This window comes from Rothia sp. P5766, from assembly GCF_048513555.1.
GTDB lineage: Bacteria > Actinomycetota > Actinomycetes > Actinomycetales > Micrococcaceae > Rothia.
The window spans coordinates 180,590-195,048 of record NZ_JBLXXS010000001.1; the positions used below are offsets into that span (position 1 = coordinate 180,590).

9 protein-coding genes are annotated in these 14,459 nt (G+C 54.4%); 4 read left to right on the top strand and 5 right to left on the bottom strand.

Features of this window, described 5'->3' with window-relative positions:
- The first annotated feature begins 3 nt into the window (after positions 1-3).
- On the top strand, positions 4-1,200 hold the full coding sequence (wecB, locus tag ACN08V_RS00860) for a non-hydrolyzing UDP-N-acetylglucosamine 2-epimerase (protein WP_419104186.1): 1,197 nt from the start codon (positions 4-6) through the stop codon (positions 1,198-1,200).
- On the opposite strand, the gene wecC is transcribed toward wecB, so the two are convergent.
- Positions 1,156-2,409 carry a UDP-N-acetyl-D-mannosamine dehydrogenase gene (wecC, locus tag ACN08V_RS00865; RefSeq protein ID WP_419104187.1) on the bottom strand — a complete coding sequence of 418 codons (1,254 nt, stop codon included), beginning with the start codon at positions 2,407-2,409 and terminating at the stop codon, positions 1,156-1,158. The two genes, wecB and wecC, sit on opposite strands and share 45 nt — an antisense overlap.
- A gap of 226 nt (positions 2,410-2,635) precedes the next feature.
- Between wecC and ACN08V_RS00870 the strand changes: the two genes are divergently transcribed.
- The 3 genes from ACN08V_RS00870 to ACN08V_RS00880 are packed head-to-tail and all read left to right on the top strand — an operon-like array spanning position 2,636 to position 7,595.
- A complete protein-coding gene (locus ACN08V_RS00870; RefSeq protein ID WP_419104188.1) occupies positions 2,636-4,657 on the top strand; it encodes a CDP-glycerol glycerophosphotransferase family protein in 2,022 nt (673 codons plus the stop codon).
- Positions 4,658-4,659: 2 nt separating this feature from the next.
- A complete protein-coding gene (locus ACN08V_RS00875) occupies positions 4,660-6,888 on the top strand; it encodes a hypothetical protein (protein ID WP_419104189.1) in 2,229 nt (742 codons plus the stop codon).
- Between the two features lie 5 nt (positions 6,889-6,893).
- Complete coding sequence (locus tag ACN08V_RS00880) at positions 6,894-7,595, top strand: acyltransferase (RefSeq protein WP_419104190.1); 702 nt, start codon at positions 6,894-6,896, stop codon at positions 7,593-7,595.
- Between the two features lie 179 nt (positions 7,596-7,774).
- On the opposite strand, the gene ACN08V_RS00885 is transcribed toward ACN08V_RS00880, so the two are convergent.
- The 4 genes from ACN08V_RS00885 to ACN08V_RS00900 are packed head-to-tail and all read right to left on the bottom strand — an operon-like array spanning position 7,775 to position 14,416.
- Positions 7,775-10,270, bottom strand: coding sequence for a bifunctional glycosyltransferase/CDP-glycerol:glycerophosphate glycerophosphotransferase (locus ACN08V_RS00885; protein WP_419104191.1), 2,496 nt, complete (start codon positions 10,268-10,270; stop codon positions 7,775-7,777).
- On the bottom strand, positions 10,267-11,745 hold the full coding sequence (locus ACN08V_RS00890; protein WP_419104192.1) for a hypothetical protein: 1,479 nt from the start codon (positions 11,743-11,745) through the stop codon (positions 10,267-10,269). The genes ACN08V_RS00885 and ACN08V_RS00890 overlap by 4 nt, the downstream gene beginning before the upstream one ends.
- Positions 11,742-12,383 (bottom strand): hypothetical protein, encoded by a 642-nt coding sequence (locus ACN08V_RS00895; RefSeq protein ID WP_419104193.1) that lies wholly within the window; start codon positions 12,381-12,383, stop codon positions 11,742-11,744. The genes ACN08V_RS00890 and ACN08V_RS00895 overlap by 4 nt, the downstream gene beginning before the upstream one ends.
- Positions 12,384-12,418: 35 nt before the next feature.
- Positions 12,419-14,416 carry a glycosyltransferase family protein gene (locus tag ACN08V_RS00900; RefSeq protein WP_419104194.1) on the bottom strand — a complete coding sequence of 666 codons (1,998 nt, stop codon included), beginning with the start codon at positions 14,414-14,416 and terminating at the stop codon, positions 12,419-12,421.
- Between the last annotated feature and the right edge of the window lie 43 nt (positions 14,417-14,459).

Sequence of the window (14,459 nt, forward strand, 5' to 3'; positions counted from 1 at the left end):
CCGATGTCCCCCCATACTATTATGACTATCTACGGCACCAGGCCCGAAGCTATCAAGGTTGCTCCCATCATTAAAGCCCTTGAAAGCTCAGCTGACTTTACCCCGGTGGTTGTTTCCACCGGCCAGCACCGGGACATGCTAGAGCAGGTGCAAGAGATCTTCCATATCAGGCCGGACTATGAGCTGGATATCATGCAACCTGGCCAGGGGCTGAACCAGATTGCCCAGAAGATTATGGGCGGGCTAGACCGGGTTCTTCAAGAGCAGAAGCCTGCGGCTATTATCGTGCAGGGTGACACCACCTCGGCCCTGTACGGCGCGTTGGCGGCTTTTAACCTGCAGATCCCTGTGGTGCATATGGAGGCGGGCTTACGTTCGGGTGATCTGGCCTCTCCCTTCCCAGAAGAGGGGAACCGTAAGCTTATTAGCCAGATAGCATCGCTTCACCTGGCTCCGACCGATAGCTCCCGGCGGAACCTGCTCCATGAAGGTGTCGGGCAGGGCGACATCCGGGTTACCGGGAACTCCGTCATCGATGCCTTGCTGTCTGTGGTGGAGAGGGGCCAGCCCAGCAACCAGCAAGATATTGAGGGTGTCTTGAACTCGGGGCGCAGAATTATTGTGGTCACCAGCCACCGCCGGGAAAATTATGGCCGCCCCATGGAAAATATTGGCCGTGCCCTGGCCCGTTTGGCTCAGAGCTACCCAACCGACCTGTTTGTCTTTCCCGCCCATAAGAGCCCGGCCACCCGGCAGACCATCCTACCTCTGCTTGAAGACCTGCCTAACCTGATGGTGATTGAGCCACTGGACTACCAGGAGTTTATCTGGCTGCTAGAAGCCAGCTACCTGGTGCTCACCGACTCCGGGGGCTTGCAGGAAGAGGCTCCGAGCCTGGGTAAGCCGGTACTGGTCCTGCGGGAGACCACAGAACGCCCCGAGGCTGTTGAGGCTGGTACGGTGCTGCTTGTCGGTACCGGTGAGGAGGACATCGTTGCAGAGGCTTCAAAGCTCCTAGATTCTGAGGACACCTATCGGGCCATGGCTGTTGCCACCAACCCCTACGGTGATGGCAAGGCCGCTGAGCGAACTGTTCAGGCGCTCAGCTTCTTTCTGGGCCTGACCGACAGCGAACCCGAGGAGTTTGCTGTGGGTTTAGCGCCAGAGACCTTTGGTGTCAATGACGGCTTTACCGGCTAAGGCTGTTGCGGGCACCTGCTTGAACCGGTCGTGGTCAACGAGCAGGAGCACCAGATCCGCCTGGGCTATGGCGGGGTCACAGTCTGTCAGCTCAACCTGCCCCAGCTGGCTGAGGTGGGCTGGGAGCCGGTCGATGTGGGGCTCAACTACCAGCAACCGTGCCCCCGGAATCTGGTGAGTCAGCTCCGTGAGGATTTCCAGAGCGGGGGATTCCCGCAAATCGTCAATGTTGGCTTTAAAGGCTAGGCCAAGTACGGCGATGGTGGGGCGATCCAGGTGGGCGCTTTCTGCCTGGACCTGCTCTATAACCCAGCCCGGTTTTGAGTCGTTGACCTGACGGGCTGTTCTAATCAGCCGCGAATTGTGGGGGTCGGCTGCAACAATGAACCAGGGATCGACTGCGATGCAGTGCCCGCCAACACCGGGGCCAGGTTGCAGGATGTTAACCCGCGGGTGGTGGTTGGCCAGGTCGATCAGCTCCCACACGTTCACACCAAGCTGGGCAGCAATCATCGACAGTTCGTTGGCGAAGGCGATATTGACGTCTCTGAAGGAGTTCTCGGTCAGCTTGACCATCTCTGCGGTGACATCGTCTGTGGCTAGGAGTTGGCCGGTGCAGAACCGTGCGTAGATCTGCTGGGCCCGCTGGGTAGCGGTGGGGGTCTGCCCGCCGATTACCCGGTCGTTGCTGATCAGCTCTTGGAGTGCCTTACCGGGCAGGATACGCTCGGGGCAGTAGGCAAAGTAGATAACAGGTTTCCCCCCGGGGTTTTCCTGCCCATCTGCCACCAGGTCGGGGCGCAGCGAGATAATGTGCTGGGCCAGTTTCTGGGTGGTTGTGGGGGGAGAGGTCGATTCAAGAATAATCAGCTCCCCGCCCCTGAGCTGGGCAGCGATGCTACTAGCGGCGGCCATGATGTAGCTGAGGTCGCCGTCTTTCTGCTCGGTAAAGGGGGTGGGAACAGCGATGATGTAGGTATCTGCCGGGGGAACTTGGGTGGTGACGGTCAGGTTGCCGCTTGCCAGGGCGCTTGTGAGGGCTTGGTCAAGACCAGGCTCCACAATGGTGACACGACCCTTGCTGATGCTCTCAACGGTTGCAGGGTTGATGTCCACGCCGATCACACGCGCCCCGCTTTGAGCTAGGACGACAGCTGTCGGCAGGCCAATGTAGCCCAGACCGATGAAGGCAATAGTGGGGGAATCCATGACTACTTATCAAAACTTTCAGAAGAAATCTTCGGTATTACACTTAATTTACCTCAGTGCAGTAGTTTATACCGTGGATATCGGCTAAACCCCACAAGCTGCTCGTGAGATTACTTGGCGGCAGAGCTGTAGTATTAAACTGGCGATAACTCCACCCCGTAGCCTGGGGAAGAACCCCATAAGGTTTCGATGCAAAAAACGAAGCAGCCAATGAGTAAGGAAGACTATGTCTGACCAGAGGAAAGTTCTCACAATTGTTGTGCAAGCAACCACAGCATTGGATCCTGAGTCAGAGATATATCGCTATATCATGCGTGCTTCCTTGCTGTGGGAAAACAGCTACAGCATCGAGGTTGTAGACCAACAGCTGGATGTTCATCGGTTACGCGAACTGGTTCAGAGCCTCGACAGCAAATATGTTATTTTTATGGACTCGAGCCACATCATAAGGCCTGACTACCTGGAAAAGATGCTTGAGTACCTGAACCAGAACAGTGTATTCCTTGCAGAGCCTAAAATTTATACTGGCGCGCTGCCCCAGACCGATATCATCAAAGAAAATGACTTGGATTATTACTACAGTCGAGACACAGATATCTTCGGCATAGCCTTCAACACAAGTCGTTTATCTCATATTCTAGATGTATTTCGCGATATTGATATACATTCCCTATACATTGCCTACCGCCTGTACTGGGGTATTGAAAAAATTACCCCTCTGGAAGCTGGTTACTCTGTCTCATCTGTTACTAAGGTAGCAAATGGTCTGAAGATAAACCGTGGAATAAAGAGAATTCTCCCCGTCGCCTCTACAGGCTCGCTGGAGATGCGACTGTATATACTTCGGTTGGTGATACTTTTCTTGCGGGGGGTCCGCCAGAAAAATTCAACCGATATATCTATCATCCATCTCAAGGAAATAATAAACTTTTATCGCCTGGATGAGATTTATAAGTATTCGGAAGCGTTACATTCATTTGAGACAGGTTTCTTGATCTGGCTTGCAGACTCCGTCCAGGACCAATATCTCTATAAGCAGCTATCAGACTCAGATATATATCTAGAATTCAACCGGAAAAGCCCGGGCGAAGATAATTTCTTGCTCTATAGTCTTGATTTTGCTGGGAGTGAGGTTGAGGTCTATAAATCCTATCTTCCTAAAGAGCAAAGGGCATCTTTTAACAACCCGAAGTCGTATGATTTCTACTCTAGCCCCATAACCCCTGACTCAACAATTATCTTCTTTGATCGCCCAATGCAGGCTGATGATAATGCTGAGCACTTATACGCATACTTTATTAAAAACTACCCTAATTACCATAACGCCTACTTCGCATTGAACCCCAAGTCCAAGGATTGGGAACGCCTGCTGTCACTGGGTTTCAACCTTATACCTATATTCAATGAGGAGTTTTACGAGAAGTTCCTTATCTCCGACCTGGTCGTTTCATCCCAGATCTACTCACTCAACTATAGAGGTAAGAGCCTGGCAAATTCACGTTTTGTCTACCTTCAGCACGGGGTGCAGCTCAACGATATGACTGACTGGGTTCTATCTAAGTTCTTTGATGTGTTTGTTTCTACGGGCAAGGTGGAATATGACTACCTCTCAGCTCTTGCTCCCAAAGAGACGATAAACTCTGGCCTCCCAAGGTTTGAAACTTTGGCTAAGAAGGTAGGGGAGACTAAACATCTGCTATTTATGCCAACATGGCGTTTTAATCTGCAAAACAGCTCTACAGAGCAGTTCATGGAGTCAGATTATTTTAAATCAATCAATAATATTTTCACTGATGAAAATTTGCTAGAATTCCTTGAAGAAAACGATAAGGAACTAATAGTACAGCTACACCCTAATACCGCTAAAAGATCTGGTTGTTTCAATTTCTCAGATAGGGTCAAGCTGTCGGATTTGAGCTACAGCGACGCGATTTCAGCAGCTGAATTTATCTTTACGGACTACAGCTCAGCGGTCATTGATGGTTCCTTCGTAGGAATCCCCATTGCTTACTACCAGTGGGATGCAGAGGAGTTCTTCAACGATCAGCCTTACGATGCACGGCTTAGCTACGAAGATGATGCGATGGGGCCTCTTTTCACCCAGCACCAACAAATAATCAACCACATTATTTCAGGCAAATACAAAGAGATTGACCAAAAATATGAACAGCGACGAGCAGTATTTTTTGAGGGTGTAGAGCTATCCAAAATTAATTCTCGGATTGTCGAAAGGATGCTGAGTCTTTAAAAATGAATAAACGAGCACTTTTATACAAGAGGAAAATTAGGAACGCTGCCAAGAAGGTTGCTTTCTCTGACGTATCACGAAGCATCGCCCGGGAGATTTATTCCCTCTCGAGAAGAAGCGCTCTGGTCTCTGCCGGGATTGAACGGACTAACTCCTCAGAAATTTTTGGACGTCTCTCATCCGAGCGCCTTCCAGAGGGTAAGTACTTCGCAAAGCTGACTATCAAGGACTGGGAAAATCACCTTGACAAGAGATTTAAGCTTTTTCAAGGTAATAAGCTCATATACGGCAACCAAATTGAAAAGCCTGCCCGAGGTTTCCCCCTTGAATATAGAAATATAGTTGTTTCGTCCCGTAGGCTTGAGAACTTTAGCCTGTCTATAGACGCTCCGTTCACGTTAGCTATTAGCCAGGGGGCCTTCTCGACCCAGCAGCAGACTGACTATGACTTCAAGTATGGTGTAGAGCAACACGGGGACGTTTTCTACTCTCTCAGAGGAAATAAAGTTAATCCCCGAAAAATCATCATTACCTTCCCCGGTTTTGGGCCATCGACCACCAGAATCCCCTACTCTGTCAGTTACCTAAAGGCCTTGACAGATAAAGATCTCAAGGACACCCTGATGGTCTGTTTCCAGGATCGCTACATGGTTTCTGGTACTTACATGATTACCGACAGCGCCGGGCGACCTCTCTACAGTAGGGTCAAATCTGCCATAGATTCGCTTTTGCGTGAGTACAACTTGCAGGACCGAGATATGCTACTCTTCGGTGCCTCTAAGGGAGGGTCAATAGCTATTTACTATGCCCAGGAATACCCGGGTGCTCAGCTGGTGGTTGCTGTTCCGCAGATGAATCTGCCTTACTATATGAATAAACCTTTCTTTAGGAACAACTTATTCCTGGTTCCTGAAATTCACAATATTGAACAGCCAGAGAGTATTTTAAGAAGATACTTCCGTGAAGGTCGGAAAATCGACTATTTTTACACCAATTCTGATGAACTCAGTAACCACTCCCTCATCGAGTTTGCGCGTGATATTCCTGGTCTGACCAAACACAGAATCAACGGCAAGCATGGAGACGTAGCGAGAACAGCACTGCCCTCAATTCTCAATATCATGCGAGGTTTTCTTGGAGTCTCCACGGTCAAGGAGATTAGGGCTGAAACCCTGCGGACCTTCTCCGATGAATCCTTTATCTTTGGACAGGCCAGAATTCAGACAGGAATTAGCCGTACAGACCCTATCAATTGGTACCTGGAAGGCAACCTAGGGAGAAGCGTCTTTAGGGTTCTGCTAACGGATCATTCCTATGACTTTGTTAAATATTCTGACAGAAGCCAAAGAATTATCCCTGCCTATGACCTGGTTGAATCGATCAATACGATTGTTGGTTTGGGCGCAGACGGTTCCGTCTATAAGGGGCGGTTCCCTAACCATCTTGAACGCTCACCGGAGCATAGGAATAAGCTTATTTCAGAGTTTCAGCCCATATTGGATGATACTCAGGGGGTCGTCAAGGAATACGCCATAGTTAATGGGGCCACCTATAGTCGTTTCAAATATGTGGCTCAGCCGATTCAGGCTGATGGCAGGACCGTAGAAGTCCATTTCGTGGATGACATCACTAACATCGCAAAGATTAGAGCGGCGGCCAAGCAAACCCATCCCACTAAGACCCTCATTATCGTTGAGTCGCAGGACGAGATGACTTTTGCCAACCTATTTGCTCTGCGATGCGTGATGACTCTCAAGGGTCAGCGCCTGAGAATTGTGCTCCATAGCTGTGGGCTGGATGCAAGTGATGTCAAAGCACTCGTGAAGACAGATTGGATTTATGTGCAAGTTGTACTGGTCCGCGCCGTCACTAACTTGAACATGAGCCGTAGGCCTTTTAGCAACTGGATCAGAAAACGTCGCCTGAATATTCTGCAGAGTGCCCAGAATGAAATGCGTGCGCTAGGAGCTGAAAATTATAGTTCACCTAATAAAAATGTTTTGCGGTTACCTGCGCATCCACAAGAATTCACAATGGAAGTAGAGGAGGCCTCTTCGAGGGACAACATCAAGCAGGAAGAAAATATAGAGTATGCTATTTTGCGTGAGGACCCGATGGAAAAGAGTGATTCCTCAAACCTGTTTGAAACTAAAATCACGGGCGAAGATGATTTTGTTATATCTCGGAAGAACCTCATTAAAAAATCTGGAAAGAAAAGTAGGAGGAAGTAGCAGAGATGGTTGCTTTAAACACTATTAAGCCTTTTGAAGATGACAAGGGAAATCGAATTATCTTTGAAGGAAACCCCATAGAACAGAACGTATCTGTTATTTTTCGGGGAAGTGGTAACACTCTACGTATAGATAAAACTGCAAGGATACGAAAGCTATCTGTTCGATTTGATCAGGATAATGGTTTCTGTGAAATTGGCGGTAACGATGCCACAGTTTCCTATTTCCAGGGTCATATCCGTGTGGGAATTGACTCAAGGGTGGTAATCGGGCAAAACGTATCCGCTACTAACCCTATGCAAATCTCTGCTGTTGAAGGTACCACTGTTTCAATCGGTGAGGACGTTATGGTAGCTGGTAGTGTTAAAATTCGTGGCGATGACGGGCACCCAATTTTCGATGTCCGAACTGGTAAGCGCATCAATTTTGCCCAAGATGTAAAAATCGGGAACCATGTTTGGTTGGGTCTGGAATCAATCATCTTTGGAGGCTCAGAAATAGGGGATGGAAGCGTTGTCGGAGCTCGTTCTGTCGTTACAAAAAAATTCCCCAATAATGTTATTGTTGCGGGTCAGCCGGCAAAAATAATTCGTAGGAACATTGCCTGGGAACGCCCACATCTCTCTATGACTAACCCCCCTTATAAAAAGACAGAGTTGGATGTCCCTAAATCAGAGGACTACTGGAATATCACCACTGATTTATAGTGTATGTGGTCCCTATTTAAGGTCTTAAGCTGTATAAAAATATAAATTTTAGCCGAGAATGGGGGAAACCGCTCAAGCTTATCTTAAGTATCTTTTTATGTGATAAGCAGGAATTACTACATTTTCATTTTCCTTTTGTGAATCTGAGGTCTAGTTAGGGCGGTAAGAGAGCTGGCTATCTAGAGGTGGTTGAATAACTGGCTACAACAGTTTTTCTCTCCTTGTAGCATTGGGTTCTCCGTAGCTAAACCCAACGAGTTGAGGAAAGCTCCTGCCTCCTGTTTTAGAGCCTCCGGCCGGATGAGAGCCACGCCGGGGGTTTCTAACAGATTCCTGGCCCGCTTGAGCTGGGGGTCATCGGGTGCTACCACCAGCGCAACCGGCACACCCACCAGCAGGGCATCATCGGCTACGGACGAATAATCGGTCACCAGGGCACACGAGCGCACCAGCGCCTCCTGGAACTGGTGGCCAAACACCAGCTCAACACCCAAACCCTCACCCAAGTGAGCCACCCGCTCCTCCATGTTGGGGTGCACAAAGAAGACCGGGCGCACACCGCGCTGGCCCAGCCGCTCACAGGCCTCAACCCAAGGCCCCACCCAGGAGCCTACCCAGGCCCGAACCTCATCATCTGTTGCGGTCACTAGGCTCTGCTGCCAGGTAGGGGCCACCAGCACCCTATCGCGCCGAACCTCACCAGCAGCTAACTCGTACAGGCGGTCGTGGCGGGGTAACCCCAGCTGCCAGACCTCCTGGCGGGTCAGCGTGTAGCAGGACCCATCACCCACAATGGCCTGGGTTTCGCTGTCCAAGGTAGTGAGCATAAGGTCAATCCGGCGGGGGTTGAGCCAACGCCAGTGATCGCGCCGCAAAATACCGTGCTGAAGAAAAACAAGCCGCTGATCAGGCCCTAAAGCAGCCAAAATAGGGGCTAACCCGGGCGCACTAATATCGCTGACCAGCAGGTTACTGGCTCGCCTGCCAAGCTCTTGAGCCTGGGCACTAGCCACCTCTACCAGGGTGAACCCCTCCTGCTCCAACCTGGCCCAGTCGGGGCTCTGCCTGCAGAGCAAGAAAACGTGCTCCACCTGGGGTGCGTGGGCGCTGGCGTAGCGGTAAAAAGCCTCCGCATTATCACCGGCCCGGTGCTCCCTATCCGCGTACACCCAGACCTGCCGCACCTGCGCGGGCTGAACCTGGCCCGGTGCGGCAGACCCTTGACCTGAACGGCTCGTGAGCGCCCGCTTGAGCCGCCACAGGCCCTTCATAGCCTGCATGAGCAAGGGCGGCCTCTCCACTGTCTTACCCGGTGGAGGGGGAGTGGGCTGGGCAAGAGGCTGGGCAAGCTGACGGAGCAGAAGCGGTGTACCAGCGTAGGGGCTAACTTTTAGGTCAAACCCAGCGACCCGCATGCTAGGGGCCTGCTCAAACCAGAGAATACGTTCCCGCACGAACTCCACACCAAAGAGAGTGTGGCTCACCCACTTAGCGGTCACAGGCTCTACCGGCTGGCCCTGCACCGTAAATACCTCTGCGGGTACGTCCTGGCCTGCCGGGAGCGCATCGCCCCGGTAGAAATAGGTGAACTTCTGTACCGGGCGCCAGGACCGCTTAGCATAAGAGAACACCTGGCGGCTGGTCAGCGGTGCATAGGGCAGAGCATCCACCTGGGCAGAACGAGCCAGCAAGAGCTGCCTGCGGTCTAAGCCCAGGGGCAGAACCGCAAAGCCTTCCAGCAGGCTAGTGTCAATCTTCCCCAAGATCTGCTCTATGTAACCGGCGCAGGTTCTGCGGACCTGCCCAGGTAGTTCAAGGGCGGGCGAGAACACCTGACGGTCAATCTGTAGGTAGTGGGCCAGCTCGTAGAGGAGCTGGTTCTGCAACCACAGTGGCAGGGGCCTAGAGCTCTGTGACCAGGGCAGGTAAAAGCGCTCGAAGGGCAGGGTGTACTTGAGCGGAGCAGACCAGGCAGCGCTGGTCAGGGACCGCTGGTGCCCCACCCGGTAAAGATAGCGCGCACCCGCGCACACACCCACACCTCTTGCCCGGCAGGCCAGCAGGAGCCGAACGATAAAGTCAGAGTCCTCAGACCAGTTAACCCCCTCATCAAACCGCAGACCCGTAGTCGCAAGCACCTGCCGGTTGAAAACAGCCGCCGCCACCGAAGTACCAATCATGTGTGGCTCATCGGTCAGGCTCACCCACCGACTACCCTGCATAAACCGGTAGCGCAGGGGGTGAACCTCCTGGGGCTCAGCATCGTGTTCCTGCTGGTCCAAGCGCATAATCCTGGTGTGAATCAGCGGGCTGGACGAAAAATCCTGGTCGGCGTGCTGGGCTATCAGCTCACCGAGGGCTTCAAAGTAACCTGGGGACACGGTGTCGTCCGCATCCAAGAAGGCCACCCAGTCCATTGACTCAGCTACCGCCGCCCCCAGCCCCACATTGCGGGCGGCCCCAGCGCTACAGGCAAAAACATTCCCCTGCCCCGTCCTGAGCACCCGCACCTTGGTGTTGGTGGCAGCTAGCTCCCGCGTAGCTTCTAGAGCTTCTGCATTATCGGCCACCACAAAAATACGCTCCACCAGCGGCGAGCGCAGGCTCTCCAGAGCCTGGGCCAGGTAGGGGCCAGAACCGGCTACCGGAATAATGACCGAGAACCTAGCACTCACGCGCCCTCCACCCCGCAGATTGAGTTAGCCCACTCCTGGGCGACCTCCTGAAAGTCAAACCGGGTGGCGTAGGACTGCGCGGCGGCACTTTGGGCAGCCCACAGGGGCCAGGAGGTATGTTCTACGATGTAGTCCACTATAGCCTCAGCTGAGGGGAAGACCCAGCGATCCGAGAAAATATCGGTCACCCCCGTGCGTTCTAGGAAAAGGGGGACTGCGCCCGAAGCCATGCCTTCGGCAGCGGCCAGGTGGAAGGTCTCACGGTCACTGAGCGAAAGGATCCACCCGATTTTGCTGAACCAGGATTCCACGTTAGCGCCTTGGGTTTCAAAGACAAGGTGCTCCCGTAACTGGGGGGAACTACCGATGCGCTGGTAGAGCTGGCGGTAAGCATCCACTTCTGCCAGGTTCTTGTTCCACAGCCAGGAGAAGCGCCAGGGAGCGCGCCCGCGCAGGTGGAGCATGTAACGCTCATCGTGGGCGAGTAGATTCTCCAGGACCTCCACCGCTAGGTCAGGGCGTTTGAGGAAGGGCGTGAAACCGAGCATACCCAGGTGGTAGGGAGCGTCCTGCCGCTTGGGGCGGCTGAAGGCATCAAACTCGATTGAGTTACCGATGACCTTGATTTTGTGCCGGTCCCAGCGGTGTAGGGAGAGCACCTGCTGCCGGTAGAACTCCGAGACCAGAATGAGCTGGTCTACCCGGCTGAAATTGAGGTCGGTAATCCAGGTGGCTTGAGCCTCAAAACCGTGCAGGCGAATGAGCAGGCGTTTACCGGCGGGCAGGTTGTGGGAGTACCAGATGGCGTTACGGCCAGCCCATTCGCAGAGCACCACATCGGCCCAGTCCATGAGTTCTTGGTGGTTGTGATCGGTAGGGGCAGCGTCTTCGAGTGCCCACTCTTGAAGCCTGACCTCCACCTTATTGGCTTTTTCGAGCATACGAATGATGCCGGGGGTGAACCGGAAGTCGTGGCTACTGATGAGGACCTTGAGCGGTGGGAAACTCAGGTCTTGGAGCTTGAGCATACGGAGTACCGGTTCAAGGTGTGCCAGAGTGCCCACCGAGCCGTCTGCCCCGGGCACTGAGTACTCAATGAGGGAGCGGGAGGCTGTGTCATTGACCAGTGTGTAGTCGGCCAGCCGAATGATGGTTTCTATATTTTGGCTGGTGCTGTCGTAGAGGGATTCGGTGTGGCTGGGAATATCGGGCAGAACCGCGACCAGGGGTAGCTGCCGGTTCCACTGCTGGGCCACCGCGAAAGCGGCGCTGTAACCGACCACAAACACCAGCTGGGCCTGGGTCTTGCCTGCCTGGGCCTGGACTTCATCGGTGATGGTAGCGAGCGGCTGCTCTTGGGTAAGGACGTGTGCCTCAAACCCTAGAGAATGCAGGTTTACTTGGAGCCTGAGCGCGGCCTGGTCAAGGCCAGAGAGATTCTTACCTCGGCCCCGGTAGATGAGAGCGGTGGTCATGGGCGGGCCTTCCTGTGGTCCTGCTGGGTGTAGGCCAAGAGCTGTTGCAGGAAGGGTGAGAGGGCGTAGTCGGCGCCCTGGAGGTCAGTTAGTTGGGCTGTCACCGCCTTGCGGAGCCGTTGGTGGGCGCTCAACAGCCTAAAGGAGGCCGGTGGGCCAGCGGGCACCCTTGCATTATCAATCAGCACGGGGGTGGTGTAGGAGCGCCTGGCCTGGGAAATCAGGGCCAGGAGCTCGTCGAAGAGGTGTTCGCCGCCTGCCTCTAGGGTTCCCGCCCAGCTCCCCTGAGTCAGGGCGCGGGTTTCTACCAGAAAGTAGCTGGCCTTGAGGGTGGGCGCTACCGCGTAGGCCCAGCCGGGGTTGAGCGCTACCAGGTTCTGCTTGCACTCCTGCGCGAGCGCGGGGGAAACTACCCCGTAGGCTTGTGCCTGTTTCCAGTGCGGGGGCAGGGCAGAGAAATCTTTGCCAAAGAGCATGCCCGCCAGAATCTGGGAGCCTGCCGCTACACGGTCCTCATCGACCTGGCTAATGACCCGGCCCAGAGCTACCTCGTCGGAGCCGGTGCTGATAGCGCCCCTGGTGTCGTCTTCGTTCAGGGAGCGCTGGGTGAACCGAAAGAAGCTAGAGAGACCAGCCATAGGTACCTTTCAGGGAGGGGACTGAGCCCGGGGCTTTAGAAGAAGATGTGCTGCTGGCTGAGGCCGTAGTGGTGGAGCCGTGCCTGGGCCAGAACCCGGGAGTCGCTGATATCCCAGGTGTGCTTGGCTCCCTGCCCTGCTGCTCTGCGTACCTGCACAAAGTTGAAGCGGTCAGCGGAGTAAATACGCCCGCCAGCTTGAGCCACAGATTCTAAGAAGGCGGTGTCTTCGCCGGTGGAGACGTCCTCAAAGGGGTGGGCCTGGAAGATGCTGCGGTAACCTAGCAGGGTCGGGCCTGCGACGAAGTCAGTGAAGCGGTGTTCGCGTTCTGCCGCCCGTACCACCGTTGCCTCAAGGCCTTGCAGGTGCATATAGTATGCCTGTTTGCCAACCACATCGGCGCGGGAGAAGCGTAGGGCGTGCAGGGAGTCCTCCAGGTAGTGGGGGCCGTAGAGGTCATCGTCATCCATCTTGGCAAGGACTTGCCCCTGTGCCGCATCAACAAGCTGGTTCAGGCAGTAGCCCAGAGAGCGTTCACTACCTGCGGTCAGCAGGCGTGCCCGCTCAATCCCGGCCTGACGGGCACGGTCCTGGAAGGTGCGAGAATCGAGGGTGAAACCGTGGGTCAGCAGAACCAGTTCAGCTTGCACCGTCTGCTGGCCTACCTGTTCAAGGAGGTGCTCCACCTGTTCAGGGCGGCAGGTAGAGGCAATGACGCTGACACTCGGTTGCCCCAGGGCGAAGGGCCCGGTCAGCTTTCCTTGGCTTGCCAGCGCATTGAGAATGGTCAGTGCCCGGTGGGAATAGGTGTGCTGTGACCAGATGTGTCGCTGGGCCAGGTGAACCTGCCGGTCCCGGTACTCACCGCTTGCTAGTAGGGCGCGGGTTGCCTGACGCGCTTGGTCTTCGGTGCCTGCCACCTGGATCATAGTCTCGTCAAAGTAGCTGGTAATAGCGGCTGAGGGGCTGGTCAGTACGGGTGTTCCGCTGGCTAGAATCTCAAAGATTCTGCGGGCGCACATGCTCGGGGAATCCACCACCGAATTGACGTTCAAGAAGACCTTATAGGCCTTATAGGCCACCAGCATCTGCTGGTAGCTCTGGCTGCCCACGACGTGCTCGGTGAGCGGCTGGGGGAACTGGTAGCGTTCGTCCTGACCTAAAAAGCGGGAGAAAATCTCAAAAGGCTCACCAGCCTGGGCCGCTCCGGTGCGGGCACCCTTGAGCAGGTAGTCCATCTGCTCGCGGCGCTCAGGGTATTTGTGGGCAAAGTAAGAACCTGCAAAGGCCGCACCACGCTCTGCTACCCCGTGGTGGGGGCGCACCGGGTTGTGCACTGCTGGCTGGGCGGCAAAAGCCAGAGGATAGACCCGTTCATGCCCCAGCTCTTGCTGGTAGCGGGTGACCATGTTGCTATCGGAGGTAAAAACAAAGTCAAAAAGCGCGGCAGTAGCAAGGAAGTCCTCAAAATGCGGGGGGTCCTCCTTGTTCCAGAAAACAGAGGGGATGCCTTCTTGCCGGGTGTAGGCCAGAAGCTCTTTGACGGCAGGGCGCGGGGCTGATTCCCCGGTTAGGTGGTACTGCCAGGTACCGTCGTTACCGGCCCAGGCAGACTCCACCAGCAGAAAATCAGGCTTCTCGCGCTCTAGGACCTCTCGCCAGTTCTCCGGGGTGATAGCTAAAGTGGTGAACTCAAAACCCCAGGCCAGCGCAGAAAAATCATCCAGAATAGTAGCCACTTTTAAGCCCTCAAAAACCGGAGGGTAGCTGGGGTAGTCTAGGGGCAGGAAGTCAAGACGGTAGCCAGCAGGGGTTTTTCGGTCCTTGCTGACCTGGGGGACCGCGCCGACGGCTTCCTCGCTGGCTAGGCCTAAACCTTTGCCCCCGCTGCGGGAGCGGGAACTAAAGGCCGCACCGCCAAAGTGGTTCGCCATGACCTGACGCCGCCTGAACTTACGGACCTGCCTCAGGCCTCCTCGGCGAAAGTGCCAGAGCGCGCGACGTAGTTCAGAGGGGGACAAAAGCTGGGGCACCGCTACTCCTTGACTCAAATAGGCAGATACAATAAACCTACCG

Excerpts from the sequence above, each read along its gene's own strand:
- wecB (WP_419104186.1), top strand. The coding sequence starts at position 4 with ATGTCCCCCCATACTATTATGACTATCTACGGCACCAGGCCCGAAGCT.
- wecC (WP_419104187.1), bottom strand. The coding sequence starts at position 2,409 with ATGGATTCCCCCACTATTGCCTTCATCGGTCTGGGCTACATTGGCCTG.
- ACN08V_RS00870 (WP_419104188.1), top strand. The coding sequence starts at position 2,636 with ATGTCTGACCAGAGGAAAGTTCTCACAATTGTTGTGCAAGCAACCACA.
- ACN08V_RS00875 (WP_419104189.1), top strand. The coding sequence starts at position 4,660 with ATGAATAAACGAGCACTTTTATACAAGAGGAAAATTAGGAACGCTGCC.
- ACN08V_RS00880 (WP_419104190.1), top strand. The coding sequence starts at position 6,894 with ATGGTTGCTTTAAACACTATTAAGCCTTTTGAAGATGACAAGGGAAAT.
- ACN08V_RS00890 (WP_419104192.1), bottom strand. The coding sequence starts at position 11,745 with ATGACCACCGCTCTCATCTACCGGGGCCGAGGTAAGAATCTCTCTGGC.
- ACN08V_RS00895 (WP_419104193.1), bottom strand. The coding sequence starts at position 12,383 with ATGGCTGGTCTCTCTAGCTTCTTTCGGTTCACCCAGCGCTCCCTGAAC.